General features: G+C 71.9%; 22 protein-coding genes and 4 pseudogenes. 13 read left to right on the top strand and 13 right to left on the bottom strand.

Annotation, left to right across the window (positions count from 1 at the left end):
- The first annotated feature begins 33 nt into the window (after positions 1–33).
- Both ABB07_RS01680 and ABB07_RS01675 read left to right on the top strand, forming a co-directional pair.
- Complete coding sequence (locus ABB07_RS01680; protein ID WP_208896885.1) at positions 34–2,337, top strand: FdhF/YdeP family oxidoreductase; 2,304 nt, start codon at positions 34–36, stop codon at positions 2,335–2,337.
- 52 nt (positions 2,338–2,389) lie between these two features.
- Positions 2,390–2,641 (top strand): annotated as a pseudogene (locus ABB07_RS01675) (formate dehydrogenase accessory sulfurtransferase FdhD); the annotation flags it as partial.
- A 401-nt stretch (positions 2,642–3,042) separates the two neighbouring features.
- On the opposite strand, the gene ABB07_RS01670 reads toward ABB07_RS01675, so the two are convergent.
- Positions 3,043–3,969 (bottom strand): LysR family transcriptional regulator, encoded by a 927-nt coding sequence (locus tag ABB07_RS01670; protein ID WP_208896884.1) that lies wholly within the window; start codon positions 3,967–3,969, stop codon positions 3,043–3,045.
- A 178-nt stretch (positions 3,970–4,147) separates the two neighbouring features.
- Between ABB07_RS01670 and ABB07_RS01665 the strand changes: the two genes are divergently transcribed.
- Entirely contained in the window at positions 4,148–6,679 is a 2,532-nt protein-coding gene (locus ABB07_RS01665; protein ID WP_208896883.1) for an ATP-dependent Clp protease ATP-binding subunit, read from the top strand.
- Between the two features lie 24 nt (positions 6,680–6,703).
- On the opposite strand, the gene ABB07_RS01660 is transcribed toward ABB07_RS01665, so the two are convergent.
- Positions 6,704–7,189 (bottom strand): GreA/GreB family elongation factor, encoded by a 486-nt coding sequence (locus ABB07_RS01660; protein ID WP_208896882.1) that lies wholly within the window; start codon positions 7,187–7,189, stop codon positions 6,704–6,706.
- Between the two features lie 194 nt (positions 7,190–7,383).
- On the opposite strand from ABB07_RS01660, the gene ABB07_RS41920 reads away from it, so the two are divergent.
- The 3 genes and pseudogenes from ABB07_RS41920 to ABB07_RS01650 all read left to right on the top strand — a co-directional run bounded on the left by ABB07_RS41920 (position 7,384) and on the right by ABB07_RS01650 (position 9,803).
- The gene (locus tag ABB07_RS41920) at positions 7,384–7,461 is read left to right on the top strand and encodes a 50S ribosomal protein bL37 (RefSeq protein ID WP_373305753.1); all 78 of its coding nucleotides are present in this window, start codon (positions 7,384–7,386) and stop codon (positions 7,459–7,461) included.
- A gap of 117 nt (positions 7,462–7,578) precedes the next feature.
- A pseudogene (locus tag ABB07_RS01655) lies at positions 7,579–9,072 on the top strand (phytoene desaturase family protein); the annotation flags it as partial.
- A gap of 281 nt (positions 9,073–9,353) precedes the next feature.
- A complete protein-coding gene (locus tag ABB07_RS01650; RefSeq protein WP_208896880.1) occupies positions 9,354–9,803 on the top strand; it encodes a peptidoglycan-binding domain-containing protein in 450 nt (149 codons plus the stop codon).
- A 255-nt stretch (positions 9,804–10,058) separates the two neighbouring features.
- Here ABB07_RS01650 and ABB07_RS01645 read toward each other — a convergent pair whose 3' ends face one another.
- Both ABB07_RS01645 and ABB07_RS01640 read right to left on the bottom strand, forming a co-directional pair.
- Entirely contained in the window at positions 10,059–10,664 is a 606-nt protein-coding gene (locus tag ABB07_RS01645) for a YdeI/OmpD-associated family protein (protein ID WP_208896879.1), read from the bottom strand.
- Positions 10,665–10,742: 78 nt separating this feature from the next.
- Positions 10,743–11,135, bottom strand: coding sequence for a DUF2267 domain-containing protein (locus ABB07_RS01640; RefSeq protein ID WP_208896878.1), 393 nt, complete (start codon positions 11,133–11,135; stop codon positions 10,743–10,745).
- 217 nt (positions 11,136–11,352) lie between these two features.
- Here ABB07_RS01640 and ABB07_RS01635 point away from each other — a divergent pair, with 217 nt between their 5' ends.
- A complete protein-coding gene (locus ABB07_RS01635; protein ID WP_208896877.1) occupies positions 11,353–12,405 on the top strand; it encodes a YihY/virulence factor BrkB family protein in 1,053 nt (350 codons plus the stop codon).
- Between the two features lie 85 nt (positions 12,406–12,490).
- Here ABB07_RS01635 and ABB07_RS01630 read toward each other — a convergent pair.
- Positions 12,491–12,910 (bottom strand): annotated as a pseudogene (locus tag ABB07_RS01630) (SDR family oxidoreductase); the annotation flags it as partial.
- A 184-nt stretch (positions 12,911–13,094) separates the two neighbouring features.
- Positions 13,095–13,691: a CGNR zinc finger domain-containing protein gene (locus tag ABB07_RS01625; protein WP_208896876.1), complete on the bottom strand. Its 597-nt coding sequence runs from the start codon at positions 13,689–13,691 to the stop codon at positions 13,095–13,097.
- A gap of 56 nt (positions 13,692–13,747) precedes the next feature.
- Between ABB07_RS01625 and ABB07_RS01620 the strand changes: the two genes are divergently transcribed.
- A complete protein-coding gene (locus tag ABB07_RS01620) occupies positions 13,748–14,932 on the top strand; it encodes an MFS transporter (protein ID WP_208903220.1) in 1,185 nt (394 codons plus the stop codon).
- Positions 14,933–15,062: 130 nt separating this feature from the next.
- Here ABB07_RS01620 and ABB07_RS01615 read toward each other — a convergent pair whose 3' ends face one another.
- Complete coding sequence (locus ABB07_RS01615; protein WP_208896875.1) at positions 15,063–15,578, bottom strand: GNAT family N-acetyltransferase; 516 nt, start codon at positions 15,576–15,578, stop codon at positions 15,063–15,065.
- A gap of 102 nt (positions 15,579–15,680) precedes the next feature.
- Between ABB07_RS01615 and ABB07_RS01610 the strand changes: the two genes are divergently transcribed.
- A complete protein-coding gene (locus ABB07_RS01610; protein ID WP_208896874.1) occupies positions 15,681–16,637 on the top strand; it encodes a hypothetical protein in 957 nt (318 codons plus the stop codon).
- A gap of 136 nt (positions 16,638–16,773) precedes the next feature.
- On the opposite strand, the gene ABB07_RS01605 is transcribed toward ABB07_RS01610, so the two are convergent.
- Positions 16,774–17,448, bottom strand: a complete 675-nt coding sequence (locus ABB07_RS01605; protein WP_208896873.1) for a BlaI/MecI/CopY family transcriptional regulator — start codon at positions 17,446–17,448, stop codon at positions 16,774–16,776.
- Between the two features lie 405 nt (positions 17,449–17,853).
- On the opposite strand from ABB07_RS01605, the pseudogene ABB07_RS01600 reads away from it, so the two are divergent.
- Positions 17,854–18,288, top strand: a pseudogene (locus ABB07_RS01600) (N-acetyltransferase family protein); the annotation flags it as partial.
- A gap of 202 nt (positions 18,289–18,490) precedes the next feature.
- Here the strand turns inward: ABB07_RS01600 and ABB07_RS01595 are convergent.
- From ABB07_RS01595 to ABB07_RS01580, 4 genes are all read right to left on the bottom strand, one after another.
- Positions 18,491–19,447 carry a MerR family transcriptional regulator gene (locus ABB07_RS01595; protein WP_208896871.1) on the bottom strand — a complete coding sequence of 319 codons (957 nt, stop codon included), beginning with the start codon at positions 19,445–19,447 and terminating at the stop codon, positions 18,491–18,493.
- Between the two features lie 259 nt (positions 19,448–19,706).
- Positions 19,707–20,501: a hypothetical protein gene (locus ABB07_RS01590; RefSeq protein ID WP_208896870.1), complete on the bottom strand. Its 795-nt coding sequence runs from the start codon at positions 20,499–20,501 to the stop codon at positions 19,707–19,709.
- Between the two features lie 161 nt (positions 20,502–20,662).
- Positions 20,663–21,061: an ACT domain-containing protein gene (locus ABB07_RS01585; RefSeq protein WP_208896869.1), complete on the bottom strand. Its 399-nt coding sequence runs from the start codon at positions 21,059–21,061 to the stop codon at positions 20,663–20,665.
- Positions 21,062–21,146: 85 nt separating this feature from the next.
- Positions 21,147–22,304, bottom strand: a complete 1,158-nt coding sequence (locus tag ABB07_RS01580) for an erythromycin esterase family protein (RefSeq protein WP_208896868.1) — start codon at positions 22,302–22,304, stop codon at positions 21,147–21,149.
- Positions 22,305–22,407: 103 nt separating this feature from the next.
- Here ABB07_RS01580 and ABB07_RS01575 point away from each other — a divergent pair, with 103 nt between their 5' ends.
- Complete coding sequence (locus tag ABB07_RS01575; RefSeq protein ID WP_208896867.1) at positions 22,408–23,160, top strand: MerR family transcriptional regulator; 753 nt, start codon at positions 22,408–22,410, stop codon at positions 23,158–23,160.
- Positions 23,161–23,619: 459 nt separating this feature from the next.
- Positions 23,620–24,165, top strand: coding sequence for an AAA family ATPase (locus tag ABB07_RS01570; RefSeq protein WP_208903219.1), 546 nt, complete (start codon positions 23,620–23,622; stop codon positions 24,163–24,165).
- Positions 24,166–24,296: 131 nt separating this feature from the next.
- On the opposite strand, the gene ABB07_RS01565 is transcribed toward ABB07_RS01570, so the two are convergent.
- The gene (locus tag ABB07_RS01565) at positions 24,297–25,220 is read right to left on the bottom strand and encodes an SDR family oxidoreductase (protein ID WP_208903218.1); all 924 of its coding nucleotides are present in this window, start codon (positions 25,218–25,220) and stop codon (positions 24,297–24,299) included.
- 84 nt (positions 25,221–25,304) lie between these two features.
- Between ABB07_RS01565 and ABB07_RS01560 the strand changes: the two genes are divergently transcribed.
- Positions 25,305–25,871: a TetR/AcrR family transcriptional regulator gene (locus ABB07_RS01560; protein ID WP_208896866.1), complete on the top strand. Its 567-nt coding sequence runs from the start codon at positions 25,305–25,307 to the stop codon at positions 25,869–25,871.
- The last annotated feature ends 340 nt before the right edge of the window (positions 25,872–26,211 follow it).

Genomic DNA, 26,211 nt, shown 5'->3' with positions numbered 1-26,211 from the left:
CAGTGCCCATCGGAGAAAGAGGCGGACCGGACCATGAGCGGCATCGAGGACCCCGTCGACGATCTGTCGGTCACCCCGCCCAAGCGCTGGGCGACCGGTGTCCCGGCGGTGACGCACGCGCTGGAGTACTCGCTGGGGCAGACGACTGTACGGCGCACCGCGCTGACCCTGCTGAACATCAACCAGGTCAAGGGATTCGACTGCCCGGGGTGCGCCTGGCCGGAGCCGGCACCGGGCAAGCGGCACCGCAACGAATACTGTGAGAACGGCGCCAAGCACATCAGTGACGAAGCCACCTCGCGACGGGTCACCGCCGAGTTCTTCCGCCGGCACTCCATCCCCGAACTGGGCGGGAAGTCGGACTACTGGCTCAACCAGCAGGGCCGGCTGACCGAGCCCATGATCAAGCGGCCCGGCGCGGCACACTACGAACCGATCGGCTGGGACGAGGCGCTCGACGTGCTCGCCGGAGAGCTCCGCCGGCTGGACTCCCCGGACGAGGCCCTCTTCTACACCTCGGGCCGGCTGAACAACGAGGCCGCCTTCCTGCTGCAGCTCTTCGCCCGCGCCTACGGCACCAACAACCTGCCGGACTGCTCCAACCTGTGCCACGAGTCCAGCGGTTCCGCGCTGACGGAAACGCTGGGCATCGGCAAGGGCAGCGTGTCCCTGGACGACATCCACACCGCGGACCTCGTCTTCGTCGTCGGACAGAACCCGGGCACCAACCATCCGCGGATGCTGACCGCGCTGGAGGAGACCAAGCGCAACGGCGGCAAGGTCATCGCGGTCAACCCGCTGCCGGAGGCGGGACTCATCCGCTTCAAGCACCCGCAGAAGGCACGCGGAGTGATCGGCCGGGGCACCGCGATGGCCGACCGGTTCCTGCAGATACGCCCCGGCGGTGACCTCGCCCTGTTCCAGGCACTGGGCCGGCTGCTGCTGGAGGCCGAGGACGAACGCCCCGGCACCGTACTCGACCACGCCTTCATCGGTGCCCACACCACCGGCTTCGCCGACTTCGCCGATCACGCCCGGAAGATCGCCTGGGAGGACGTCCTGGCCGCGACCGGGCTGAGCCGCGAGGAGATCGAGGCCGTCCACGACCAGGTCCTGCGCAGCCGAAACATCATCGTCTGCTGGGCCATGGGCCTCACCCAGCACAAGCACGGCGTTCCCACCATCCGCGAAGTCGTCAACTTCCTGCTGCTGCGCGGCAACATCGGCAGGCCGGGCGCCGGCGTGTGCCCGGTGCGCGGTCACAGCAACGTCCAGGGGGACCGCACGATGGGCATCTGGGAGCGCATGCCCCAGGCGTTCCTCGACGCCCTGGGAAGCGAGTTCGGCTTCACCCCGCCCGCACGGCACGGACTGGACTCGGTGGACGGCATCCGGGCCATGCGCGACGGCACGGCGAAACTCTTCCTCGGCGTCGCCGGCAACTTCGTCCGGGCCACCCCCGACAGCCATGTCACCGAGGAGGCGATGCGCCGGTGCCGGCTCACCGCGCACATCTCCACCAAGCTCAACCGCTCCCACACGGTCTGCGGTGACACCGCCCTCATCCTGCCCACCCTCGGCCGCAGCGACCGCGACATCCAGGCGTCCGGTGAGCAGTTCGTCACCGTCGAGGACTCCATGAGCGAGGTGCACGCCTCCCGCGGACGCCTGGCCCCGGCCTCCCCGCACCTGCTCAGCGAGGTCGCGATCATCAGCCGGCTGGCCCGCCGCACACTCGGCGACACACCCGCCATCCCCTGGGAGGACTTCGAGGCGGACTACGCCACGGTCCGCGACCGCATCTCCCGCGTCGTCCCGGGCTTCGAGGACTTCAACGCCCGGGTGGCCAGGCCCGGCGGCTTCCGGCTGCCCAACCCGGTCAACCGGCGCGTGTTCCGCACCCCGAGCGGCAAGGCGGTCTTCACCGTCAACGAGTTCACGATGCCGCACATCCCCGAGGGCCACCTGCTGCTGCAGACACTGCGCTCCCACGACCAGTGGAACACCATCCCGTACGCGATGAACGACCGCTACCGCGGCATCCACAACGCCCGCCGCGTGGTGCTCGTCAACCCCGCCGACCTGACCGCCCTCGGGTTCGCCGACCGCGACCGGGTGGACCTCGTCACGGTCTGGCACGACGGGCTGGAGCGCCGGGCGGAGGACTTCCGCGTCGTCGCCTACCCCACCAGCCGGGGCTCCGCGGCCTCCTACTACCCCGAGACCAACGTCCTGGTGCCACTGGACAGCGTCGCCGACATCAGCAACACCCCCACGTCCAAGGGCGTGTTGATCCGCCTGGAGCCGACGCGCGGGACAGCACCGTGGGACGCGTGACGGTACGGCGGCCGGTGCTCCGGCTCCGCGACGGAGTGCCCTCCGCCCGGCCGGACACCCTGGCCGCCGAGGACCGCTGCCGTTGCGCGGCACCATGCTGATGGTCAGCGGCCGCGCCTCCTTCGAGCTGGTGCAGAAGGCCGAACTGGCCGGGATCCCCCTGCTGGCGGCCGTCTCGGCCCCCTCCTCGCTGGCCGTGGACCTTGCGGCCGGCAGCGGGCTGACCCTGGTCGGCTTTCTGCGCGGTACGTCGATGAACATGTACGCCGGTGCGGAGCGGTTCCGGCCGCAGCCGGCGGGCTGACGGGGGTTGATGTCGTCCGGCGCGGGGCGGTGGTGGCGCCGGGGCCGGTGCGGGGGCAACCGGGGGATCGGGGCAACCGGGGGAGCGTCCCGGAGCTGCCGCTGCCGCTGCCGCTGCCGCTGCCGCTGCCGCTGCCGCTCCCGCGCCCCGCAGAACCGGCCGAGGGCTCGATGCGGCGAGCAGCGGACGAGGACCGGCCGTTCCCACGGCACCGGCGACGCACACCGGCACACCCCATCCTGGCTGGTGCCATCGACGCACATCGCATCCTGGCTGGTGCCATCGGCGCACACCGGATCCGAGGGCGGCGCCGTCGGCGCACACCGGCGGGCCGCATCCCCGCCCGGCCCCGGCACCGTCGGCTACCGCCGCGCATCCCCGCCCGGCCCCGGCACCGTCGGCTACCGCCCCGGATCCCCCGGCACGCGCTCCAGGGCCGAGGCCACGTCGGTGGAGCGGGCGATGTCCGTCAGCGCCCTCGCCATCACCGAACCCGGTTCGCGGGCGGCGATCACCAGCCCCACCGGCACCGCCGCGGTGGGCTCGACCAGCGGCACCGTGCGCATGCCGTGCGGCACACCGAACACATGGAGCCAGGCATGCGGCACGACGGCGGCCCACCGGCCGGTCCGCACATGGGCGAACAGCGCCGCCACGGAGTCGGTCTCCAGCCGGGGCGAGGGCTGCGTCCCCGCCCGCGCGAACAGCTCGTCCAGTACCCGGCGGCCCTGCATGGCCGGGGTCAGCATGCACAGCGGCAGCCGTGCGGCCTCCGCCCAGGTGGCGGTCGTACGCCGGGCCAGGCCGTCGGCGGCGGTGAGCAGCAGGACGTACCGCTCCCGGTACAGCGGAACCGTGTGGAAGCCCTCCGACACGTCCTCGCGCAGATAGGTGACCCCGGCGTCGAGCTCGAAGTTCTGCAGCTGCCGCAGGATGTCCACCGACTGCATGTCGGCGCTGACCTCGACCGTGACCAGCGGGTGCGCCGCGCAGAACGGGCCGGTCAGCTGGGCGACGGCACCGGAGGCGGTCGGCACCGTACCGATCCGCATCCGGCCGCTCAGGCCGCTGCGCAGGACGTCGACCTCGTCCTTGAGGGCGTCACGGTCGGCGAGGATCCGCTGGGCCCACACGACGATGCGCTCTCCCTCCGGAGTGAGGCCCTCGTACTTGCGGCCGCGTCGCACCAGCGGTACGTCGAGTTCCTCCTCCAGCTTGCGCAGCGCCTCCGACAGGGCGGGCTGGGAGACGTAGCAGGCCTGGGCGGCACGGGCGAAGTGCCGCTCCCGGGAGAGGGCGACGAGGTATTCCAGCTGACGAAAGAGCACGGCACGGGTGTACCCGACCCCACCCCGCGACGCCAGCCCGGGCCCGTACCCCGGACTGTAACGGCCCCCGTTCCGTGTCCTCCGTTTGCGGCGCCGTGCCCACCGGGGTTCAGTGATTACGGACCCCACTCCGGAACAACCATCCCGCGGATGTCGACCTCCGCGCCCAGGAGCTGCCATGTCGATGTCGTTCGGTGCACCGTTCGGTTCGTCGGATCCCTTCAGCGAGTTGTTCAACCGCTTCTTCGGGATGTCACCGGCGTCATCGCCTCCCGCGGTGCAGCGGGTGCCCATCGGCCGGCTGCTGACCGAGTCGTCGCAGGAACTGCTCAACCTCGCCGCGCGGCGGGCGGTCGAGGACGGCACGTCGGACCTGGACACCGAACATCTGCTGTGGGCCGCCACCAAGGTCGAACCGTCCCGGAGACTGCTCTCCCAGCTGGACGTCGACCCCGACGCGCTGGCGGCCGAGATCGCCAAGATCCTGCCAAAGGAGTCCGGCGAACCGTCCGCGCAGCCCGGCCTCACCCCGGCGGCCAAGCGCACGCTCGGCGCCGCCTACGCCCGGTCCCAGGCGGCCGGTGTCTCGTACATCGGTCCCGAGCACCTCCTCGGCGCCCTGCTGGGCGACAGCGACACGGGCGCCGCCAGGCTGCTGCGCGCCGAGGGCATGGACACGGGAAAACTGGCGGATCTGACCGAACAGGCCGCGCGCGGCGAGGGAGCTCCCGCCGAACGGAAGAAGACGCCGGCGACGACATTGGACGAGTTCGGCCGGGATCTGACCGAGGAGGCGAAGGCGGGGAAGCTGGATCCGGTGGTGGGGCGCGCGGAGGAGATCGAGCAGACCGTCGAGATCCTCTCCCGGCGGTCGAAGAACAACCCGGTGCTGATCGGTGAGCCCGGTGTGGGCAAGACGGCGATCGTGGAGGGGCTGGCGCAGCGGATCGTGGCCGGTGAGGTACCCGACAGCCTCAAGGACAAGAGGGTCGTGGCGCTGGACCTGTCGGGGATGGTGGCGGGGGCACAGTACCGGGGCCAGTTCGAGGAGCGGTTGAAGAAGGTCATCGAGGACGTCCAGGCCGCGAAGGGCCGGATCATCCTGTTCATCGACGAACTCCACACCGTCGTGGGCGCGGGGGCGACGGGGGAGGGGGCGATGGACGCGGGCAACATGCTCAAGCCCGCCCTCGCCCGCGGTGAACTCCATGTCGTGGGCGCCACGACGATCGACGAGTACCGCAAGTACGTGGAGAAGGACGCGGCGCTGGAGCGGCGGTTCCAGCCGGTGATGGTGCCGGAGCCGACGGTGGAGGAGACGGTGCAGATCCTGGAGGGTCTGCGGGACGCCTACGAGGCGCACCACCAAGTCCGGTTCGACGACGGTGCGTTGACGGCCGCGGCGGAACTCACCGACCGCTACGTCACCGACCGCTTCCTGCCCGACAAGGCCATCGACGTGATGGACCAGGCCGGAGCCCGGGTGCGGCTGCGCAGCGTGGGCAGGTCCACGGAGGTGGTCAGCCGCGAGGACCGCATCGCCCGGCTCCGCCGCGAACTCGACCAGGCCGTCAGCGTGGAGGACTTCGAGAAGGCCTCGGAGCTGAAGCGGCAGATCTCCGAGGCGGAGGGCGAACTCGCCGGCATCGAGGAACGCCGCGAGGGCGTGGTGTCGGTGACGGCCGACGACATCGCCGACATCGTCTCCCGCCGTACGGGGATCCCCGTGTCGCAGCTGACGGCGAGCGAGAGGGAGAAGCTGCTGAGGCTCGAGGAGGAGATGCACGCCCGGATCGTCGGCCAGGACGAGGCCGTCACCGCCGTCTCCCAGGCGGTACGGCGCAACCGCGCGGGCATGGGGGATCCGGACCGGCCGGTGGGATCCTTCCTCTTCCTCGGCCCCACGGGTGTCGGCAAGACCGAACTCGCCAAGACGCTCGCGGCGTTGCTGTTCGGGGACGAGGACCGGATGATCCGGTTCGACATGAGCGAGTTCCAGGAGAAGCACACCGTTGCCCGGCTCGTGGGTGCCCCTCCCGGATACGTGGGCTATGAGGAGGCGGGCCAGCTGACCGAGAAGGTGCGCCGCCGGCCGTACAGCGTGGTGCTGTTCGACGAGGTGGAGAAGGCGCACCCGGACGTCTTCAACACCCTGCTGCAGATCCTGGATGACGGCCGGCTCACCGACGCCCAGGGCCGCACCGTCGACTTCCGGCACTGCGTGGTCATCATGACGTCCAACATCGGCGCGCACCGGATCCTGGACCACAAGGGTGATGTGTCGGAGCTGAAGGACGAGTTGATGGAGGACCTGCGGACCAGGTTCCTGCCGGAGTTCCTCAACCGGATCGACGACATCATCATCTTCCACGGGCTGACCGAGGACGATCTCGGGAAGATCGTGGACCATCTGCTGGACCGGAGCAAACGCCGCGTCCACGCCCAGGGGATGGCGCTGGAGGTGACCGAGGCGGCGAAGAGGCTGCTCATCGCGCACGGCCACCAGCCCGAGTTCGGTGCCCGGCCGCTGCGCCGCACGATCCAGGCGGAACTCGACAACCGGATCGCGACCCTCCTGCTGAGCGGCGATGCCGAGCCCGGGGACACCATCGTCGCCGACGTCGAACACGACTCCCTCCACTGCCGGGTCCGCAAGAGCAGCGACTCCGGTGAGCCCGCCGGGGCGGGGGCCGCGTCGCCGGAGAGGTGACGGGGTCCGCCGACGTGGCGCCGGTCAGCCGTGCCCGCTCTGCTCCCCGGTCTCCCCGATCGACACCACGACCACGCTCGACGGGCCGTCGGGTGTGTCGAAGTGGACCGAGTCACCGGGGCGGTGTCCGAGCAGCGCGCGGCCGAGCGGACTGTCGGAGGTGACCAGGTTCTGGTCCAGGGCCTCGGCGAGCTCGCCGATCCGCAGCGTCTCCACCGAGCCGTCCGGGAAGCGGACGGTGACCGTGCTGCCCACGCCGACCACGTCCGTCGGGGCGGGCCCGGCGACATCGGCCTGGCGCAGCCGCTCGGTGATGGTCCCGATACGGCGGTCCAGGCGGTCGAGCTGATCGGCGCGCTGCAACTGGTCGGCCTGGTCGGCCTGGTCGCCCACCTCCGTGGTGTCCCGCAGGGTGCCGGCGACGAGCCGGCGCTCGTCACGCAGGTCGGCCAGCTCCTGCTCCAGCGCGTGGCGGGCAGCGGCGCTGATCGGCTCCGGGTCACCGGTCATTCCGGCTCCTCTGTCCAGGGGAGGATTTACATCATTCCGGCACTTTTCGCATCGTATCAACGAGAATGCGAGGTGGCACCGCCCCGTGTCCGCGGTCGTGGCGGCGGCTGCGGTGGAGGTGCCATGTGTCACGATATACGGTGTCTTCAGGTGTTTTGTTTCGCCGGTTTCCCGCTCCCCTCCAGGAGGCTCCCATGTCCTCGAAGCGACGCCGGAAGAAGAAGTCGCGACGCGGCCACGCCGCCAACCACGGCAAACGGCCCCAGTGCTGAAGACCTGACGGACACGGACAGGACCATGGGCGCCGGCACCATCGCGGACCGGCGCCCTTCTCGTGCGCGCCGCCGGATTCATGGGACGTCGGGCCGGGGCACCGCCAGACTCGGACCCATGAGACCGATGACGCCCCCTCCCGCCCGCTCGGCCGCTCTCACGCCGAGGTGCGCCCCATGACCTCCGCCGTGGTGGTCGGCGGCGGGCCCAACGGCCTGGCCGCCGCCGCTCTCCTCGCCAAGGCGGGACTGGACGTTACGCTCCTGGAAGCGGCGGACGAGGTCGGCGGAGGGACCCGCAGTGACGAGGCGATCGTGCCGGGACTCCTGCACGACTGCTGTTCGGCCGTCCATCCCATGGCCGTCAGCTCCCCGGCGCTGCGCGCGCTGGATCTCGAACGGCACGGGTTGCGCTGGCTGTTGCCGGACATCGACTGCGTGCACCCGTTGGACGACGGCAGCGCCGGGGTGCTGCTGCGTTCGGTGGCGGACACCGCCCGCATGCTCGGCCCGGACGGTGACCGGTACCGCGCGCTCCTCGCCGGCCCGGTGCGTCACTGGGACGCCCTGGCACACGATGTGATGGGTCCCCTGCTGCGCATCCCCACACACCCGCTGGCGCTCGCCCGCTTCGGCATGCCGACCGCGCTTCCCGCCTCCCTCCTGGCCCGCCTCTTCACCACCCGGCGGGCGCGGGCCCTGTGGGCGGGCGTGGCGGCACACGCCTTCCGTCCGCTGTCGCGCCCGTTCACCTCGGCGATCGGGCTCGGCATCCTCACCGCGGGCCATGCCGCCGGCTGGGCCGTGGCCGAGGGCGGCTCACAGTCCATCGCCCGCAGCATGGAACGCGTACTGCGGAGGCACGGAGGCACCGTCCACACCGGGGTGCGCGTCACCGACCCCCGGCAGCTGCCGTCCGCCGACGTCACCCTCCTCGACCTCGACCCCGGCCAGGTCGCCGCCCTCTACGGCGACCGGCTCCCGGCCCGGGTGCGCGGTGCCTACCGGCGGTTCCGGCGTGCCCCCGCCGTCTTCAAGCTCGACCTGGCCGTCGAAGGCGGCGTGCCCTGGCGGAACGAGCACGCGCGCCGGGCCGGCACCGTGCACCTCGGCGGCCCGCTCACCGAGGTGGCCGGCGCGGAGCGGGCCGTGGTGGCCGGCCGCATGCCCGAGCACCCCTTCGTGCTCGTCGGCCAGCAGTACCTGGCGGACCCCTCCCGTTCGGTGGGTGACATCCACCCCGTCTACACCTATGCCCATGTGCCGTACGGCTACGACGGCGACGCGACCGAGGCGATACTCCGTCAGCTGGAGCGGTTCGCCCCCGGTGTCCGCGACCGCGTCGTGGGCCGCCGGGCCACCCCGCCCGCCCGGTTCGCCGCCGCCAATCCCAATTTCGCCGGCGGCGACATCATCACCGGGGCGCGGACGACCCCGCAGCTCCTCCTGGGCCCTCGCCCGACCACCGAGCCGTACTCGACCGGCCTGCCAGGGGTCTTCCTGTGCTCGGCGGCGACCCCTCCCGGTCCCGGCGCGCACGGCATGTGCGGCGCCGGAGCAGCGGTGGCCGCACTACGCCACCTGGGCGTACGGGCCGCACGCCGCCACTGACCCGCCACCGGTACCGGCGGTGGGCCTGACGGCCACGGGGAGGCTCGTGGTGGCCGCGGGACTCGTGGGCCGGGCCGCGCGTGCGTCACCTGACGACTCCTGCGTGCACGCCCCGCGGCGCGCGAGGTGCCCCCTCCCGGATACCGCGCAGGTTGTACGGCGTGCCGTCCTACCGCGGCCGGTGGAGACGGGAGTCAACTCCCGGGTTGGCGACGGCGGAAGGCGCCGGCACATACCTTGTGTGCCGTGCCGAGAGGCACTCGACCATCAGGGGGAACACCATGCGAACGAACATCCTGACCAGGGCGCTTGTCACCGCCACGACCGCCGTCGCCCTGGCCGCCGGCAGCCTCGCCGCCGCGGGCACCAGCGTCGCCGCGCCCGCCGCCGCCCACCCGGCGGTGACCACCGGGGCCGTCACTCCGCAGGCGGTGAACAACCTCGGCCTGAACGCCACCCAGGCCAAGAAGGTGCAGCGCTGGCTGAGGACGTACTGGCACTACACCGGGGCCATCGACGGACAGCTCGGCCCCAACAGCTGGAAGGCCTTCCAGCGCTGCCTGAAGCAGTACTGGGGCTACACCGGCCCGATCGACGGCATCGTCGGCAAGGGCACGATCCAGGGCCTGCAGCGCCTGCTGAAGCAGTACTGGGGCTACACCGGCCCCATCGACGGCATCGCCGGCTCCGGCACCAAGGCCGCCTTCAAGCGGTTCGCCGACGGCCACTGAGGTCCTCGCCGAGCCGTGTGACCGGCTTGTCGTCCTCCGCCCGCCCCGGATCAGAACTCCGGGGCGGGCACAGGCCGTTCCCCGGTCCCGACCAACCCCTGCGCGAACCTCTCCCCGCTCCCGGCTTCAGGTCTCCCGCCGCGCCGTTCCCGCCCGCAGGCCGTGGACCTCGGCCCGCTGGTGCACCCAGGCCGGCGCGACCCGCACGCCAGAACGTTCAAGTGCGCTTGAAGCAAGTGCGTTCCGCGCGGTGACTCAGGGATGGAGCTTCTGCTGCGCGGCGAGCATGGCGACGAACTTCTCGATGCGGGCCGCCCGGGTCTGCGGCCTCTTGGCGTCCTGGATCCGGTACAGGATCGCGTACCGGTTGCGGCTGTCCAGCGTCGCGAAGAAGTCCCGCGCCTCCGGGGCCGCCTCCAGCGCCACCCGCAGGTCATCGGGCACGGTCGCCGTGCGCTGACCCTCGTACGCCGCCTCCCAGCGGCCGTCCGCCCTGGCCCGCTCCACCTCCCGCAGGCCGGCCGGGCGCATCCGGCCCTGCTCGATGAGCTCGGTGGCCTTCTCCCGGTTCACCTTCGACCACTTGCCGCCCGGCCGGCGCGGGGTGAAGCGCTGCAGCCAGTGCCGCTCGTCCAGCTTCTTCTTCTGCCCGTCGATCCAGCCGAAGCAGAGCGCCGACTCCAGCGCTCCCGCGTAGTCGACGCCGGCAAGGCCGGAGTCCCTCTTCGGGATCATCAGCCAGATGCCCGGCACGTCGGTGTGGTGCTCCTCCAGCCACCGCTCCCACGCCTCCTGCGTGGCGAAGGCCAGGACCGGATCGGCCCCGTTCCGTGCTCCACCCGTCTGCGCTGCACCCGGCATGGCCCACATCAAAACCCACCCCGGCGACCCGGTCAATCGGCAGGCACGCCGGTCCGCCGGTGACGCGCGGTGCCGCTCTCAGTCGGTCAGCTCCGGCTTGCCGAACAGCGCGGCGTAGCTCGACGGGAGCTGGCTGAGGACCTGGTTCAGCTCTCCTCCGCTGACGCTGTCGGCGACCGTGGTCAGCACGGCACCGGCGTCCCACTGGGCCGTGCGCGGCCTGCCCCCGACCCGCGCGGCGACCCGGCGGTGGAACTCCTCGATCCCGAAGCGCTCCGGCTGCGACTGCTTCGCGCCGGCCAGGCCGGGGCCGAGGGGCCCGGGCAGCTGGGAGGCGAGGTCCTCGATCTCTCCCGGGCCGATGCGCTGGGCCAGCACACCCAGCACGGCCTCCGTGACCTCCGCCGCTTCGTGCGGGCTGTCGTACTCGCCGCGCTCGCGTACACGGGCGAGGAACTCGTCGTACCTCATCGTCACCTCCACTTCCGCGCTTTCCCACCGCTGTGCTGTCTCCACGGCACCGAGCCGTCTCAAGGCGTCCGCCGACGACCACCTGGGCGTCGTCCGTACACCGCACTTCGTCCGCACACCGCACTTCTCGCTCCCAGTACCCCGCGCGTCAGGGGCTGCGCGGCAGAATCCGACGGTTTCGCTGCGTGAGAGCGCGGGCCGCGGTTACCCGGACGGTATGCCGAAGCTGCATCTTCCCGGGCGCCACCACGGCGGCGCCGACGGTTCGCGTGTGCCGGCGCCGGAGGAGGCCGGGCCGGGTCCGCAGGTGGAGCGGGCCGCGCCCGACACGCCGGCACACCTGCCCAGAGGGGCCTGGGGCGCCGTGCTGAAGGGTTCTCTGCGCGAGTTCAAGGACGACGAGCTGACCGACCGGGCCGCCGCCCTGACCTACTACGGGATCCTCGCCCTGTTCCCGGCGCTGCTGGTCCTGGTGTCGCTGCTGGGCATCGCCGGCCGGTCGGTCACCGACAAGGTGCTGGCCAACCTCAGGCACTTGGCGCCGGGCTCCGCCCGGGACATCCTCACCAGGGCCGTGGAGCAACTGCAGAACCACGCCGGCGCCGGCTCGGTCATGGCGGTCGTCGGGATCGTCCTGGCCGTCTGGTCGGCCTCCGGGTACGTGGCCGCCTTCGTCCGGGCCGCCAACGCCGTCTACGACATGCCGGAGGGCCGCCCGGTGTGGAAGATCCTTCCGGTGCGGGTCGGCGTCACCGTCGTACTGATGCTGCTCGCCGTGGCCGGTGCCCTGATCGTCGTCTTCACCGGCAGCCTGGCCCGGCACGCGGGGCAGGCGCTCGGTGTCGGCGACACGGCCCTGACGGTGTGGTCGATCGCGAAGTGGCCGGTGCTGGTCCTGCTGGTCACGGTGATGATCGCGATCCTGTACTGGGCGACGCCGAACGCCAGGGTCAAGGGCTTCAGGTGGATCACCCCGGGCAGCGTCCTCGCCCTGGCGATCTGGATGGCCGCCTCCGCCGGGTTCGCCTTCTACGTCGCCAACTTCGGTTCCTACAACAAGACCTACGGCACCATGGCCGGCGTGATCGTCTTCCTGGTGTGGCTCTGGATCAGCAATCTGGCGATCCTGCTCGGCCTGGAGTTCGACGCGGAGACCGTCCGCCAGCGGGCCATCGCCGGCGGACTTCCGCCCGGGGCCGAGCCCTACACCCAGCCGCGCGACACCAGGAAGTGGGACGAGGACGACGTACGCCGGCTGGACGAGACATGACCCGGGCCGCCGGGCGCGACGGGACGGGGCGCACCGGAGGCCGCTGCGGTACGGTGCGCCGCAGCGTACGGGCCGCCCCGCTCGCTCACGCCGCGTACCCGCCGTCCACGGAGAGCTCCGCTCCCGTCACGTACACCGCCTCCGGCCCCGCCAGGTGGGCCACCGCGGACGCCACCTCCTCGGCCGTGCCGAAGCGGCCGAGCGCGGTCATCGCCGCCTGACCGTCCGCGAAGGGACCGTCCGCGGGGTTCATGTCGGTGCCGGTCGGGCCCAGACGCACGACGTTCGCCGTGATCCCGCGCCCGCCCAGCTCGCGGGCCGGCGCCTTGGTCAGCCCGACGACCGCGGACTTGCTCATCGCGTACAGGGTGGCGCCAGGGCCCGGCGCCTGGTGGGTGACACAGCTGCCGACGCCGATGATCCGGCCACCCGGTGCCATGAGTGCGGCAGCGGCCCGCGCGGCCAGGAACATCCCGCGGATGTTCACGGCGATCAGGCGGTCCACTCCGTCGCACCGGCGTGACGCGACGAGAGCCGGCGGCGAACGGACCTCGACCGGGCGAGCGGCGGACGCCGTACCGCCGCGGACGGCGAACTCGCGCACCGGACGGTCATGCGTGTGGGCGTCGCCGGTCTGCTCAGCCACGCGCTGCCCCGAGCAACCGGAGCCGCGTGCCCGGGCCGTTCGGTCACCCGGCCGGTCTCGTGGAGCGGGCGCGCCGGTGGGCCGCGACGCGTTCCCGGGTCGCGCAGCGCCTGGAGCAGTAGCGGCGTTCGGGGCCGGGGCCCTGGGTGATGAAGACGTTCCCGCAGGCGGCCGACGCACAGATCCTGCCGGGAGGGAGCTGGCGGTCCCAGACGAGAACGGTCAGGGCCAGGCAGGACGAGGCGAGGAGCCACTCACCCCAGGGAGCGTCGTCGTCGTGGTCGAGATGGGGATGCCAGGGCGTGCCGCCGCCGTGCGAGGTGAGGCGAAGCGGCCCGGTGTGCTCGCCCAGCAGGCGGTTGAGGACGGCGGCGGCGTCGTCGGCGTTCTCGGCGGCGAAGACCTCCCGGAGCCGGAGCGCCGCCTCGCGCATCTGCGCGACATCCCTGGCGGTGAGGTCCACGGCACCCTTCTCGCCGTAGGCGCGGAGCACCTCCGCCACATGGCCCGGGTCGGGGCGGTCCGCCGCGAGCGCGTTGACGAGAGCGGCGGTGCGGCGGGCCATGGTCAGGACGGAATGCCGGGTGGACCAGTCGCCGTCGGCGCCGTTGCTGGGGGACACCACCGCACTGTAACGCATATTGCGGAGTTTTGAGTTACCTGCGTAACGTCACTCACGTGGCGAAGCGTTACGCGATGGTCCGCTATTTCGCGGGGGCGGTGGTGGCCCGCGTCGGGGACGAGATGTCAGGACCGGCGCTGCTGCTGGCGGGATACACCGTCGCGGGCTCGGCCTCCGAGGCGTCGGCGCTGCTCGCCGGCATCACGGTCGCGGCGGCGGCAGGTGGCCCCGTGCTCGGGGCGGTACTCGACAGACGACAGCGCCCGGGACGGCTGCTGGCCGTGGCGCTCGTCCTGTACGCGACAGGCCTCGCGGTGATCCTCACCGGGCTCGGCCGGCTGCCGTTCGGCGTCACCATGCTGATCGCCGTCCTCACCGGCCTGCTGGGGCCGGCGCTGTCCGGCGGCTGGACGGGCCAACTGCCGAGGGTGGCGGCGGGGGACCGGCTGCCACGGGCCAACGCGCTCGACGCCATGACGTTCGGCATGGCGAGCCTGTCCGGTCCGGTCCTGGCCGGCGGCCTGGCCGAGGCGCTGGGGACGTCGGCGGCCGTCGTGGTGTCGGCGGGGCTCATCGGTTCGGCGGCCCCCGCGGCGTGGACGCTTCCGGCGCGCGGGACGCGGGTGCCGCGAGCGCGGCCCGGTGCGCTGCTCGGCGACCTCGCGGCCGGTGCGCGGGTCGTCGTGGGAAATCCCCGGCTGGCCCGGGCGACCCTGGCCTCGGTCGTGTGCTGTGCCGCGCAGGGCATGCTCACGGCCTGCGTCCCGCTGCTGGGGGAACGTGTCCTCGGCGGTGCGGGACGCGGCGCCCTGCTGCTGTCCTGTACGGCTGTCTCGGCCCTGGCGGCCAACGCCGTACTGGCACGGTTCCCGCAGGGCATCGCCCCCGACCCGGTCATCTGGGCCGGCGCCCTGATCCAGGCCGGCGCGTTCGCGCTGGCGGCGACGGGCCGCCCGGCCACGCTCGTCCTGGCCCTGCTGCTGGCCGGGGCCGGTGAGGGGCCGCAGCTCACCGCACTGTTCGCGGTACGCCACCGGGAGGCCCCGGACCGCCTGCGCGGCCAGATCTTCACCACCGGCGCCAGCCTGAAGATCACCGCCTTCGCTGCGGGCGCGGCGATCGCCGGCCCACTGGCCACCTGGTCCCTTCCGGGAACCCTGGCCACGGCAGCGGGCGTGGCGGCCTGCGCGGCGCCGGCCTTCTTCGCCGTACCACTGCGCGCCGGCGAACCCGCCGAGGCGTCTCCGCGGCCGGAGTGATCGTGCTCCGCTTGATCCGGTTCCCGCTCACCCGCCCCTGTGCTTGACCCGGTTCCTGCTCACCCAGTCTCCGCTCGACCCGGTTCCCGCTGCACCCGGTTCCCGGCTGGTTCAGATCTCCGCCCGGGACCTAGGTAGCCGTTGCGCCGTCCGGAGAGGTGAAGTCCGCGAGACTGCGGAGATACGTCAGACCGGGGCGACCGGAGAGCCGGGTCTCGCCGACGACGGTGAACCCCGAACGGGCCAGTACGGCCCGCGACGCCGCGTTGTCGAGCCTGGCCGCGGCACGCAGCACCGTCAGCCCGTAGCGGTGGGCGGCCAGGCCGCAGATCTCCCGCACCGCCCAGGTGGCGAGCCCCCGGCCCGCGGCACGCTCCGCGATGCGATACCCGAGGTCGGCGCCGCCGTCCGCGACATCCACCAGGTTGATCCGCCCCAACACCTCGCCGTCGGTGCCCACCAGCACATGGAAGTAGCAGACACCGGCCTGCTGCTCGGCGAGCAGGGCGCGGTGCCGCTCGTCGAACCGGGCGAAGTAGTCATCGCCCCGGTCGGGGACGGACGCGGCGAAGTAGGCCCGGTTCTCCTGCTCGAAGGCCAACAGCGCGGGAGCATGAGCCGGACGGAGCAGCTGTATCTCGGGCATGGACGGCAATATAGGCAACTTGTATAAGCAACTTGTACGTGTAAACCATAACGATCTCGGCCCAGCCCTTGCATGCCCGCCGATCCGCCCTAGCCTCCGGACATGGCATTTCTCTCCAGTCGCCGCAGAAGGGTCCGCCTGGCTCCGGAGCTCGACGACCAGGACCTGGGCAAACTTCTGAAGTCACTCGTGGCGACCACCAGGACCGGCACCATCGCGACCAGTGACCTGTGTGTGGCGCAGATGTCCCGCCTCCTGGAGCAGGACCCCGGTGACTGGGACCGCCGGACGCACCGCATGGACGTCCTGGCGGAGTACCTCGTCGGATCACATCTGTCGCGGGCCTGGGTCACGCGCGAGCCCCGCAGCGCGGACGCACTCGTCCTGCACGCCTGGACCCAGGTCGCGCAGGCCCGCGCGCAGGGACACCTGGAAGACCCCGCCGGCACCGTGGAGACCTGTCTGCGCGCCGCCGAGATCGCCCCGGAAGACCCCACGCCCTGGGTGGCCCTCCTAGCCGCTGTCCGCATGGAGCGCCGTGCGCAGTCGCAGGTCTTCGGGGTGTGGAACGAGGTGCTCGCACGCGATCGCTGGAACCGCGAGGCCTATCTGAACATGCTGGCCTACCTCAGCCCGGACGAGGCGGGGTCGCGCATCCAGGTGCTGGAGTTCGTGGACACCCTGCGCGCCCGCATGCCCGCCAACGCGCCATGTGTGGCGACCGAACTCACCGCTCAGGTCCACCAGTACCACGCCATCCTGGGCCGCGGCGGGCTCGAGGCACTGGTCGCACGGAACCACTGGTCCCACGCCATGGCCGCGCAGGCCATCGACCGCGCGGCGCACACCTGGAGCCAGCCGGGGTTTCTCCGCCACGCCAAGGCACTTGCCGACCTCAACCTGCTCGCCTACGCACTGGTGGCCGCGGACCGGCGTGCCGAGGCGCGTGCCGTCTTCGAGCAGATCGGCGGTGTCGTCACCGCGTGGCCCTGGCGGACCGGCGGCGACCCGGTGACCGAGTTCGACCAGACGCGGCAGAAGGCCACGGCCGGTGTGTGAGCCGCACAAGGTCTTCTGACGGACCGTCACTCAACGGTTTACCGGCACCGACGGCAGCGAGGTCACCCGCGCCGGATCGCCCCGTCCGGAACTCGTCCACCCTTGCCGGTGCGGGACGGGGCGATGTGGCCACGGCTCACTCGGCAGCGTCGGGCCCGGACCCCTTCGTGTCCGCCGCCGCCGAATCCGACGCGGTGGCGAGGGTGTAGAAGACGGACGAGCCCTGCTTGCCGCGCTGGACGGCGTTGCGGGCCACGAGGTTCTCCAGAGTGGTGCGGATGACCTTGGTCTGGATCTCCCGGCCCGGATGTGCCTTGCCGAGCGCCTCGGCGACCTCCGCCGCGGAGCGGGGCTCCTGCTGTTCGGCCAGATGGCGCCGGACCAGTTCGATGAGGGTGGGCTGAGCGGACTGGCCGGTCGTCTTCTTCGCCGCCGGGACCTTCTTCGCCGCCGGGGCCTTCTCCGCTGCGGGCTTCTTGGTGGCCTGCCTCCTGCGGCCGGACGGCTCCGGGACAGCCGCCTTCTTCGGTGCCCGGCGCTTGTCGGACACGGTGGTGGTCTTCTTGCGCGGGGCCGGTACCACGGCGCCCTCGGCCGGGGCGGGTGCGCCGACCGAGGCAGCGACACCGAGCGCCTGCCGCATGTTCACCAGAATCGTCTGGTCGTGCTGCAGAGCCGCCAACTGCTCCTGAAGCGCCGCGATTTCGGCCGTGATGCGTTCCTGTTCCTTGACGTTGTGCTCGAGGTCGTTGGTCACCTGGCTGACGTACTGCGAGGTCAACTCGGTGACGGGGGCGGTGGGCTCAGGCATCTGTGGCTCCTATCGTGACTCTGGTGCGCTCCGTCGCCTGCGGCTCGGCAGGCGGGGAACGGGAGTTGTCCTGCGGGTCCCCCGACACATGGATGATACGGATGGGCCCGCGGGTTTCTACCGAGTGAACCCTGTGCGTTGCCCGGCGGTGTGCCGTTCCTCCCGCTGTCATCCCTCCGTGTCATCCCACAGTGTCCTCCCTCCGATGTGCCCTGCCGAGTCTCGTCGGGGCGGGCGCGGCAGCACTTCGGGCCATCGCACCGTCGTGGTACGGCTGTTGGGGCGGGCGAGTGCCGCCCAGGGGCACAAGGCAGCGGAGGACGAACACCTGAACCGGGACCTCGTGGCACCGGTGCTCCGTCGGCCCCGGAGCCGGGGCAATCCCGCTGCGCTAGCATCACGATCATGGCGGACTGGCAGATACGTCCCGCATCGACGGCGGACGTCGACGCGGTGGCCGAGCTGAGGGCCGTGGTGCTCAGAGCGGACCTGGAGCGTCTCGGGCGCTACGACGAACACCAGGTCCGGCAGCGGCTGCGGAACGAGTTCGCAGCGGAGCACACCCTGGTGATCGAGGCGGGCGGCGCCCTGGCCGGATGCGTGGCACTGCGGCCCGCGGCCGACGCCCACTGGCTGGAGCATTTCTACCTGGACTCGGGCCTGCAGGGCAGGGGCATCGGAACGGCCGTACTGCGGCTGCTGCTTCAGCGGTGCGACCGCGACGGCACCCGGGTCCGGCTGAACGTGCTCCGGGACAGCCGGGCCATACGGCTCTACGAACGGCACGGCTTCCGCGTCGAGACCGAGGACCCGGTGGATGTGTTCATGGTCCGCGAGCCGGAGTCCGCCGATGTGCGGGCAGGAGATGTCGAATACAGCCGGGGGACGCCATCGCCGCGCGGGCGTCACCACGTGTGCTCCGCACACGGTCGAGGTCTCTCGAAGTAGCCCTTCTCCAGACCTCGGAACTCGGCCATGCCGGATCCACCGGGAGCGGGCAGCCTGGCCCTGCTCGGATGCCCGCGGTGCGTTCCGGTGGTGCCTACAGAGGGTTCCCGCGCAGCCAGGTCAGCACCTGCTGGGCATGCTCGTTCGGCGGGAAGACCGGATGGAAGACATGCTCGATCACACCAGCGCGGAGGACCAGTGTCAGGCGCCTGAACAGCCGCATCCCCTGGACCTCGAAGGTGGGCAGACCGAGCGTGTCGGCCAGACTGAGGCCGGGGTCGGAGAGCATGTCGAAGGGGAGGGCCAGCCGCTCCACGACCTCGCGTTGATAGTCGGTGTCCTGGCTGGACAGCCCGTAGACACGGCCCGCGCCGGCTTCGAGCAGGTCCTGGAAGTGGTCGCGGAAGCCGCATGACTCGGGCGTGCAGCCACGGGCGCCGGGAATCGAGTTCCAGCCTTCCGGCAGGTCGGTGCCGGGCCGGCCGGTGAGCGGGTAGACGTAGACGACCGTGCGCCGGGGGCCGAACACGTCCAGGTGGACCGTACGGCCCGCCGTGTCGTGCAGCGCGAGGCCCGGCACCTTCATGCCCGGCAGGTGGTCCGCCGCGCCGTCGTCCTCGGGGACGGGCAGGTCCGCGGGCAGCGTCAGATAGTCCATGCTCCTGGTGGCCCTGCCCTCGGGCGGTACGACGCCGCTGCCCCGGTGGGCGGCGGCGTTCAGGTTGGCGATCAGCGTCGCGCGGCGGGCGGTCAGGGACTCGATGCGCTCGGTGAGTTCGTCGATGGCCTCGCGGTAGCCGGCGAGCGAGGCGGGGCAGTCGTCGGCGTGCGCGCGTCCGGCCGCCAGGCACTCGAGGAACGGCCGGGTGCGCTCGACGGGGATTCCGAGCCGGTGCAGCGTCCTGATCTCCCGCACGAGGCGTACGTGGTCCTCGCCGTAGTCCCGGTAGCCATTGGGCAGGCGCTCGGGTGCGATCAGCCCGAGCGACTCGTAGTACCGCACCGCCTTCGTCGTCGTATCCGCCCGACGCGCCAGCTCACTGATTCTCATGCCGTTCACCTCGCCCCCACGCTAAACCCTGCCCTCGGCGGCAAGGTCAAGGCGCCCGAGGGCGCGGCCCGACGTTCCCCGTGGCGCGAACAGGCGCTGGCCGGATCTGGTGGTGCCGACAGGTCAAGTGGCCGTCACACATGCCGCGGAGGGCGATGCGCGCCTGTTCCATGGCATGGTCCTCAGCTGCGCCTGGCCCGCACCAGCAGGACGCTCCACCCGTCTCGACCGCCGGTCCCGCGTCCGCCCGGGTGTGCCGTCACAGGAGGGGCTCCTCGGGCGGTGAGGCGGCTGCGTCCAGAATGCGTTCGCGTAGTCGGCTCTTGTCCTGGGACACGGTGTCCAGGACGATCTCGTTCCACACCTGGGCCAGCCGGTCGACCCTGTCGGTGAAAGCCTCGCGCAGCCGGTTCCGGAACAGCAGGAGAGCGACCGCCGCGACGGGGCGGAGGAACGAGCGGCCGCGGAGCGACAGCTCCAGCCGCACCTTCCAGCGGCCGGCGCCGTGCGGACGGGGCACCGCCCACACGGTGGCCTCGGCGAGTCGGTGCTCCAGGCGCGCCTCGAACGGCGTGCCGGAGACGTGCCGCCCCGCGGCAGCCTCCCACCACGCCCGCAGACCGACACGGGCCTCCCCGTGCACCCGCCGCAGCGACCCCCAACGGCCGAGCCCCCGTACGGATCCGCGCAGTTGGGCGGCGACAGGCCGCTCGATGCCCTGGAGCGCGCCCTCCACGACCGTGACCGTGCCTTCGTCCCCGAGGACGTGCTCCAGCCGCACCGCCGGATCGCTTCCCGCCCGCCGCTCGACGATCCGCAGCCGCTCCGGGTCCTGCCGCCGCCCGTCCTCGTCCTCGGCCTCGTACACCGCACCCGGTGCCAGATGTTCGCCCTCCACCAGCCGCACACCGGGCAGCGCACGCCCGTCGGGAAGCAGCACCTGCCCCGCCTCGGCACGGGTCCCGCGCACCACGTCGAAGAACACGACCACCGCCTCCTCGAACCAGGTACGGGGCACGGACGCGACGATCACCGAATGACTGATGCGGCTCATCGGTACACCATGGCTCGCACCGCGGCCCACGGGTAGGGGCGTGACGCGGCAGCCAGGCATCGAGGAGACGGGCGCGCTGGGCTCGTCCCCGGCGTACGCCGCGCGGGCGATGCCCGGGCTCGGAGGGCGTTGAAGCCCTCCCCGGGAACCGCCCTGCGAGGTCAGGAAGAGGCGCGGGCCAGCTGTCGCAGGACGTCCACGGCCTCCTCGGCCCGTTCGTAGGGCACGAAGAGGTGGTCGTGGTGGAAGCCCGCGACGACGTTGCAGCTCAGCTCCGCGTCGGCGAGGGCACGGGAGACGGCGGCGGTCAGCCCGATCGAGGCCAGCGCGGAGTGGACCCGCAGGGTGATCCAGCCGGCCACATAGTCGTACGCCATCCCCGCCGCGTCCGCCTCCGCCTGGGGCACGACGAGGGTCAGCCCCTCGTGTTCGGCCACCGTCACCACGGGGGTGACACCGGACGGCACGCCGCCCTCCGCCATGGTGAAGACATAGCGACCCGGATTCAGTTCCGGACGCATGCCGCTGAGCAGTGTCTGCAGATCAGTCTCGCCGGTCACGGACCCACCCTACGGGCCGCCCGGCCGCTCGCCGCGGAGGCGAGCGGTGCCGGTCATGGCGTCGCCACCGCCGCCCCGGTGGGAGTCAGCCGGATGCCGGTGTGCCGGCCGTCGTGCCGTCGCTGATGTGCAGCACCGCGTCCACCGCACCGAGTGTCGCCCGGTCGAGCGGGAAGTAGCCCTGCCTCGGGTGCGTGTCGGTCCGGGGACGGGCGGACGGGTCCGCCGCGGCCGGTTCCAGGCCCCAGGAGGTGATACGGCTCTGAAGGCGGCCCTCGTGGGTGTCCGGGGCGGGGTCCCGGAGCCCCAGAGCCGCACTGCGGCCCAGGCTGCCGGCGACGCAGACGTACCGCTCGCCGAGCAGAGACGCCACGATGGCGCCGGCACCCGACCACTGCGCACTCAGGTCATCGAGGCGCCACGCACTCGCGTTGCGCTGCAGGTGGAAGGTGTGCGCGAAGACCAGGGTCGCGCCCCGCTCCTCCTCCATGGCCCGGATGTCCAGGAGGTTCTGGGCCATCAGCGCGTCGCGGGCGGCGAGCAGCCCGGCTATCCGGGGACCCGGTTCCAGGGGCTGGGCCGACTGCTTGTGGTAGCGCAACAGGCCGAGGCCGGCGGTGAGGTGTGTCCTGGCCCTGAACCAGTCCTCGCGGGAGGTCGCCGCGATCAGTTCCGGGGCACGGCCGTAGAGCGCGACATACAGGTCGTCCGCGATGACCCGGAGCCGCTCGGCCTCGGCGGTGGCGCCGGGGGACATGGCGTGGTCCAGGACCGCCTCCGGCCGGCTCCACCGTGTGTCGTCGCCGGTGAGCGCCGCGAGGTCGAGGTCGAGCCCCAGGTAGTCGCGGGCGTGTTCCAGATAGGTGCGGGGGCTGGGTGCGCAGGTGTTCTCCAGCGGGGCGTCGAAGCCGTGGAAGGCCAGGCGTTCGGCCGGCGGCCGGTGCTGGTTGTGGTCGCGCATCCAGCTGACCAGCCGCCTGTTGGCGTCCTGGTCTCCGAAGCCGTGGGAGAAGCCCTCGCGCATGAGCGCGTCGAGGTTTCCGGCTCCTCCCTGGACGTAGTCGTTCACGGCGAGCGCCGCCACGCGGTCGCTCTCCAGGGCGATCGACCGGAAACCGTGCTCGGCCAGCTGGGCGAAGAGTTCGTTCCGGATCCGCCCGAAGGCCGGTTCCTGGTGTGTCGGCTCACCCAGGCCCAAGACCTGGCATGACGGGGTGACGAAGTCTCGGATGTCCTGACTCATGGGCCTCAATCGTATCCTTGAAAGGTCGGTTGAGACTTTGCCGGAGCTCCCTCCGCCATCTGAACCGTAAGCATGGTCAGAACCTGCGCTAAAGTCTCAACCGGTGAGCACCTTGCGACCGACCGACCTCGCGCGCGAGCACGGCATCTCGACCCAGGCCGTGCGCAACTACGAGCGGCACGGATTCATCCCGCCCGCCGAACGCACCCCCAGCGGCTACCGCGTCTACACCGAGGTGCACGCGGCAGCGCTCCGCGCCTACCTCTCACTCGTCCCGGCCTACGGGTACGCGGCCGCCGGCCAGATCATGAACGCCCTTCACCGGGACGAACTCGACGAGGCCCTGACGATCGTCGACCGCGGGCACGGCCTGCTGCTGCGCGACCGGGACACCCTCGCCGCGGTACGTGCCGCGGTGTCCCACCTGACGGCGGAGTCCGAGGCCACCCCGGCTCCCGCCCGGGATCCCGGTACCCGCACGGTCGGCGAACTCGCGCACCAACTCGGTGTGACACCCGCGACCCTGCGCAACTGGGAGGACGCCGGCATCCTCAGGCCCGCCCGGGACCCGGCCACCGGATACCGCGTCTTCGGCGCCGACGACATCCGTGACGCCGAGCTCGCCCACCTCCTCCGGCGCGGAGGTCATCTCCTGGACCACATCGCCGGCGTGGTCCACCAGATCCGCACGGCGGGCGGCACGGACGCGCTCGTCTCCTCACTGGAGGCCTGGCAGGACAAACTCACCGCACAGGGCCTGGCCATGCTGCACGCGGCCACGCGTCTCGACGCCTACCTGACGCACATCAGTCCCGATCCCGGTGCTCACAAGCACCGTGCACCCGAGCCGAGCTGACCGGGCCTTGTCGGCAGGGCGCCGAGGCCGTGATCCCAGAGTGATCCGCATGCCGGTAGCCAGCCGTACATGCCCTCGCCCACCGTCCCCTGACCGTCGAGGCCGTTGCCGAATTCGTCGCCCTGCCCCATGGGCCGCACGTCCCCGAAGACGTCGGCGCCGTTGACGAGGAGATACGGCGTCGCGGCTGGAACCGGCAGAACGAACCGGTCTGCGACTCCTTCCGACGCGTCCCTGGCCAACGGCCGTGGCTGTCCAGCTATATGGACGGCTGGCAGCAGCTGCCCGGATGGACCACCCGACCTGTGGTCCGGACCTGCCCCCGGCGGCCGACGAGGACGGCCTGGCCGAATGGATCACCGCACACGTCGACTGGTGACCACCGGCACCCGGAGGGCGCGGAACGGGCCGCCACCAGGCGCCGGTTGAGCACCGCGCCGAGACCTTCCGCCGGGTACCCTGCCGCAGGTGGGAGTCGGTACCGAACAGACCCGGCTGGTGGTGCTGCGCGGCAACAGCGCCTCGGGCAAGTCGTCCGTCGCGGCGGGCGTCCGCGACCGGTTCGGCCGTGGGCTGGCCCTGGTGGCACAGGACAACCTCCGCCGGGTCGTGCTGCGGGAGCGGGACCGCCCGGGAGCGGCGAACATCGGCCTGATCGACACCGTGGCCCGCTATGCCCTGGACGCCGGCTACCACGTGATCGTCGAGGGCATCCTGTACGCCGACCGCTACGGCGACATGCTCGCCCGGCTGCGTGCCGAACACCGGGGGCCGACCCACGGCTACTACCTCGACGTGCCGTTGGAGGAAACCCTCGCCCGCCACGCCACCAAACCGATCGCCGACCACGTGGGCGAGGCCGACCTGCGGGACTGGTACCGGCGGCGCGACCTGCTGCCCGGGGGAGTGGAGACGGTCATCGGCGCTGACAGCACCCTCGCGGAGACGGTCGAGCGCATCATGAGCGACACAGGGCTGGCCGGCCTTCCACCCCGAGCCTCCTGACCGCGCCCCTCCGTTCGCTGCCCGTTCCCGCCGACGGGCGCGCGACCGCCGCCGGGCTCCAGCGCCACCGCGGCGCACCGTCTCCTGCCGCAGGGCACCCGGCGTCCCACCCCTGGGTCGACGGAATCGCGTCAGGCGCCGGCTGCAGGAGCGTGGAAGTAGTGTCCCTTGTCCAGGTCTTCCAGCAGGCCCGGTTGGGTCGGCTTCCAGTCCAGCAGTTCGCGGGTCAGCGCGCTCGACGCAGGGACGTCGAGGCCGTAGAAGCCGGCCAGCCAGCCGAAGTGCCCGGCCGCCGCCTCGGGTGCCAGGGAGACCACCGGCACGTGGAGGTGCCGGCCGATCACCTCGGCCACATCGCGGAGCGCGATGCCCTCCTCCGCGACCCCGTGCAGCACCGATCCGGCCGGGGCGTGCTCGACAGCCAGGCGGAACAGACGCGCGGCGTCGAGGCGGTGGACGGCCGGCCAGCGGTTGGCGCCGTCGCCGAGATAGGCGGAGACGCCCTTCTCGCGGGCGAGGGCGACCAGCATCGCCATGAATCCGTTGTCTCCCTCGCCGTGACAGGTCGGCGAGAGCCGCACCACGGAGGAGCGGATCCCGCGTGAGGCGAACGCGAGGACCTCCTGTGCGGTGACGGCGCGGATGTGGACCGGTGAGCCGTCGGGCGTGGGCATGTCCCGCTCGGTCGCGGCCCGCCCGAGGGCGAGGCCGGCCAGGCCGGAGGCCAGGACGAAGGGCCGGCCGGTGCCCGCGAGCGCCTCGCCGAAGACGTCGACGGCGCGGCGGTCGGCCTCGGCGGCGCCCTTGAAGTCGCCGCCGAAGGCGATGTCGTGCTTGAAGGCGAGGTGGATCACCCCGTCCGACGCGGCGGCCGCGTCCCGCAGCAGGTCGAGGTCGTCGACGGTGCCGCGGACGACCTCCGCGCCCGCCGCGGTGAGCGCGGCGGCGGACGTCTCGGAGCGGGCGAGCCCGACGACCTGGTGTCCCGTGTCGATGAGTTCGGGTACGACGGCGGATCCGATCCAGCCGGAGGCGCCGGTGACGAAGATGCGCATGGGAGACCCCAGACGGTTGATGTCAGTGACTGTCATAGACGCTAGCACCTGATGTCAGTCTCTGTCATCACGTAGGATCCCGGCATGGGTAGATGGGAGCCGGACGCGCGAGGACGCCTGGCGCAGGCCGCACTGGAGCTCTATGCCGAGCACGGCTACGAGCAGACCACTGTGGCCCAGATCGCCAAGCGGGCCGGGCTCACGGAGCGGACCTTCTTCCGGCACTACGCCGACAAGCGCGAGGTCCTCTTCGCGGGCGCGGGCGAACTGGAGGAGCTGATCGTGCGGGCGGTCGCCGGCGCCCCGGAGACAGCGGTGCCGCTCGACGCGCTGTCCGCCGGGCTCGACGCGGCCGCCGAGGTGTTCGCCGACCGGCGGGAGTTCGCGCGCCGGCGCCATGCCGTCATCACCGCGAACGCCGAGCTCCGGGAGCGCGAGCTGATCAAATTCGCCTCGATGGCGGCCGCCCTCGCCGGTACCCTGCGCGGCCGTGGCGTCGCGGAGCCGACCGCGAGCCTCGCCGCCGAGGCGGGGGTCGCCGTCTTCAAGGTCGCCTTCGAACGCTGGATCGCACCGGGCGAGGAACGCCCGATGCGGCAGCTGATCCGGGAGTCACTGACCGAACTGAAGACTGTGGCCTCGGGCGTGTAGGCGACACCCGCAGCGGTGCTTGGTCCAGCGGACGGCTGAACTTCCCGCGGTGGGCGGCCGCCGGGGGCAGGCCTCAGGCCGGGCCCGGTCCGCCGCCGGCGACGGGAGCGATGACGAGGCCGGGCCGGGAGCCGGAGCACACCGGCGAACGGGAGCGGCACCGCCAGTGAGCACCGCACCCAGGATGGGCAGACGACTGGCGGAGGAACGGAAGCGGCACGGCGACTCCAGGGTGAGGCCGTAACTCGCCTGCTCGCGCCGGGACTTGGCTTGACGTCCCGATGGCTCATATAACGATCTACCGACGATCCGCACACTGTTTCATGGAACTCGGCACACT

Source organism: Streptomyces incarnatus (assembly GCF_001027185.1).
GTDB lineage: Bacteria > Actinomycetota > Actinomycetes > Streptomycetales > Streptomycetaceae > Streptomyces > Streptomyces puniciscabiei.
The sequence above is the reverse complement of the archived record's forward strand: the minus strand, read 5'-3'. Positions and strand labels throughout refer to the sequence as shown.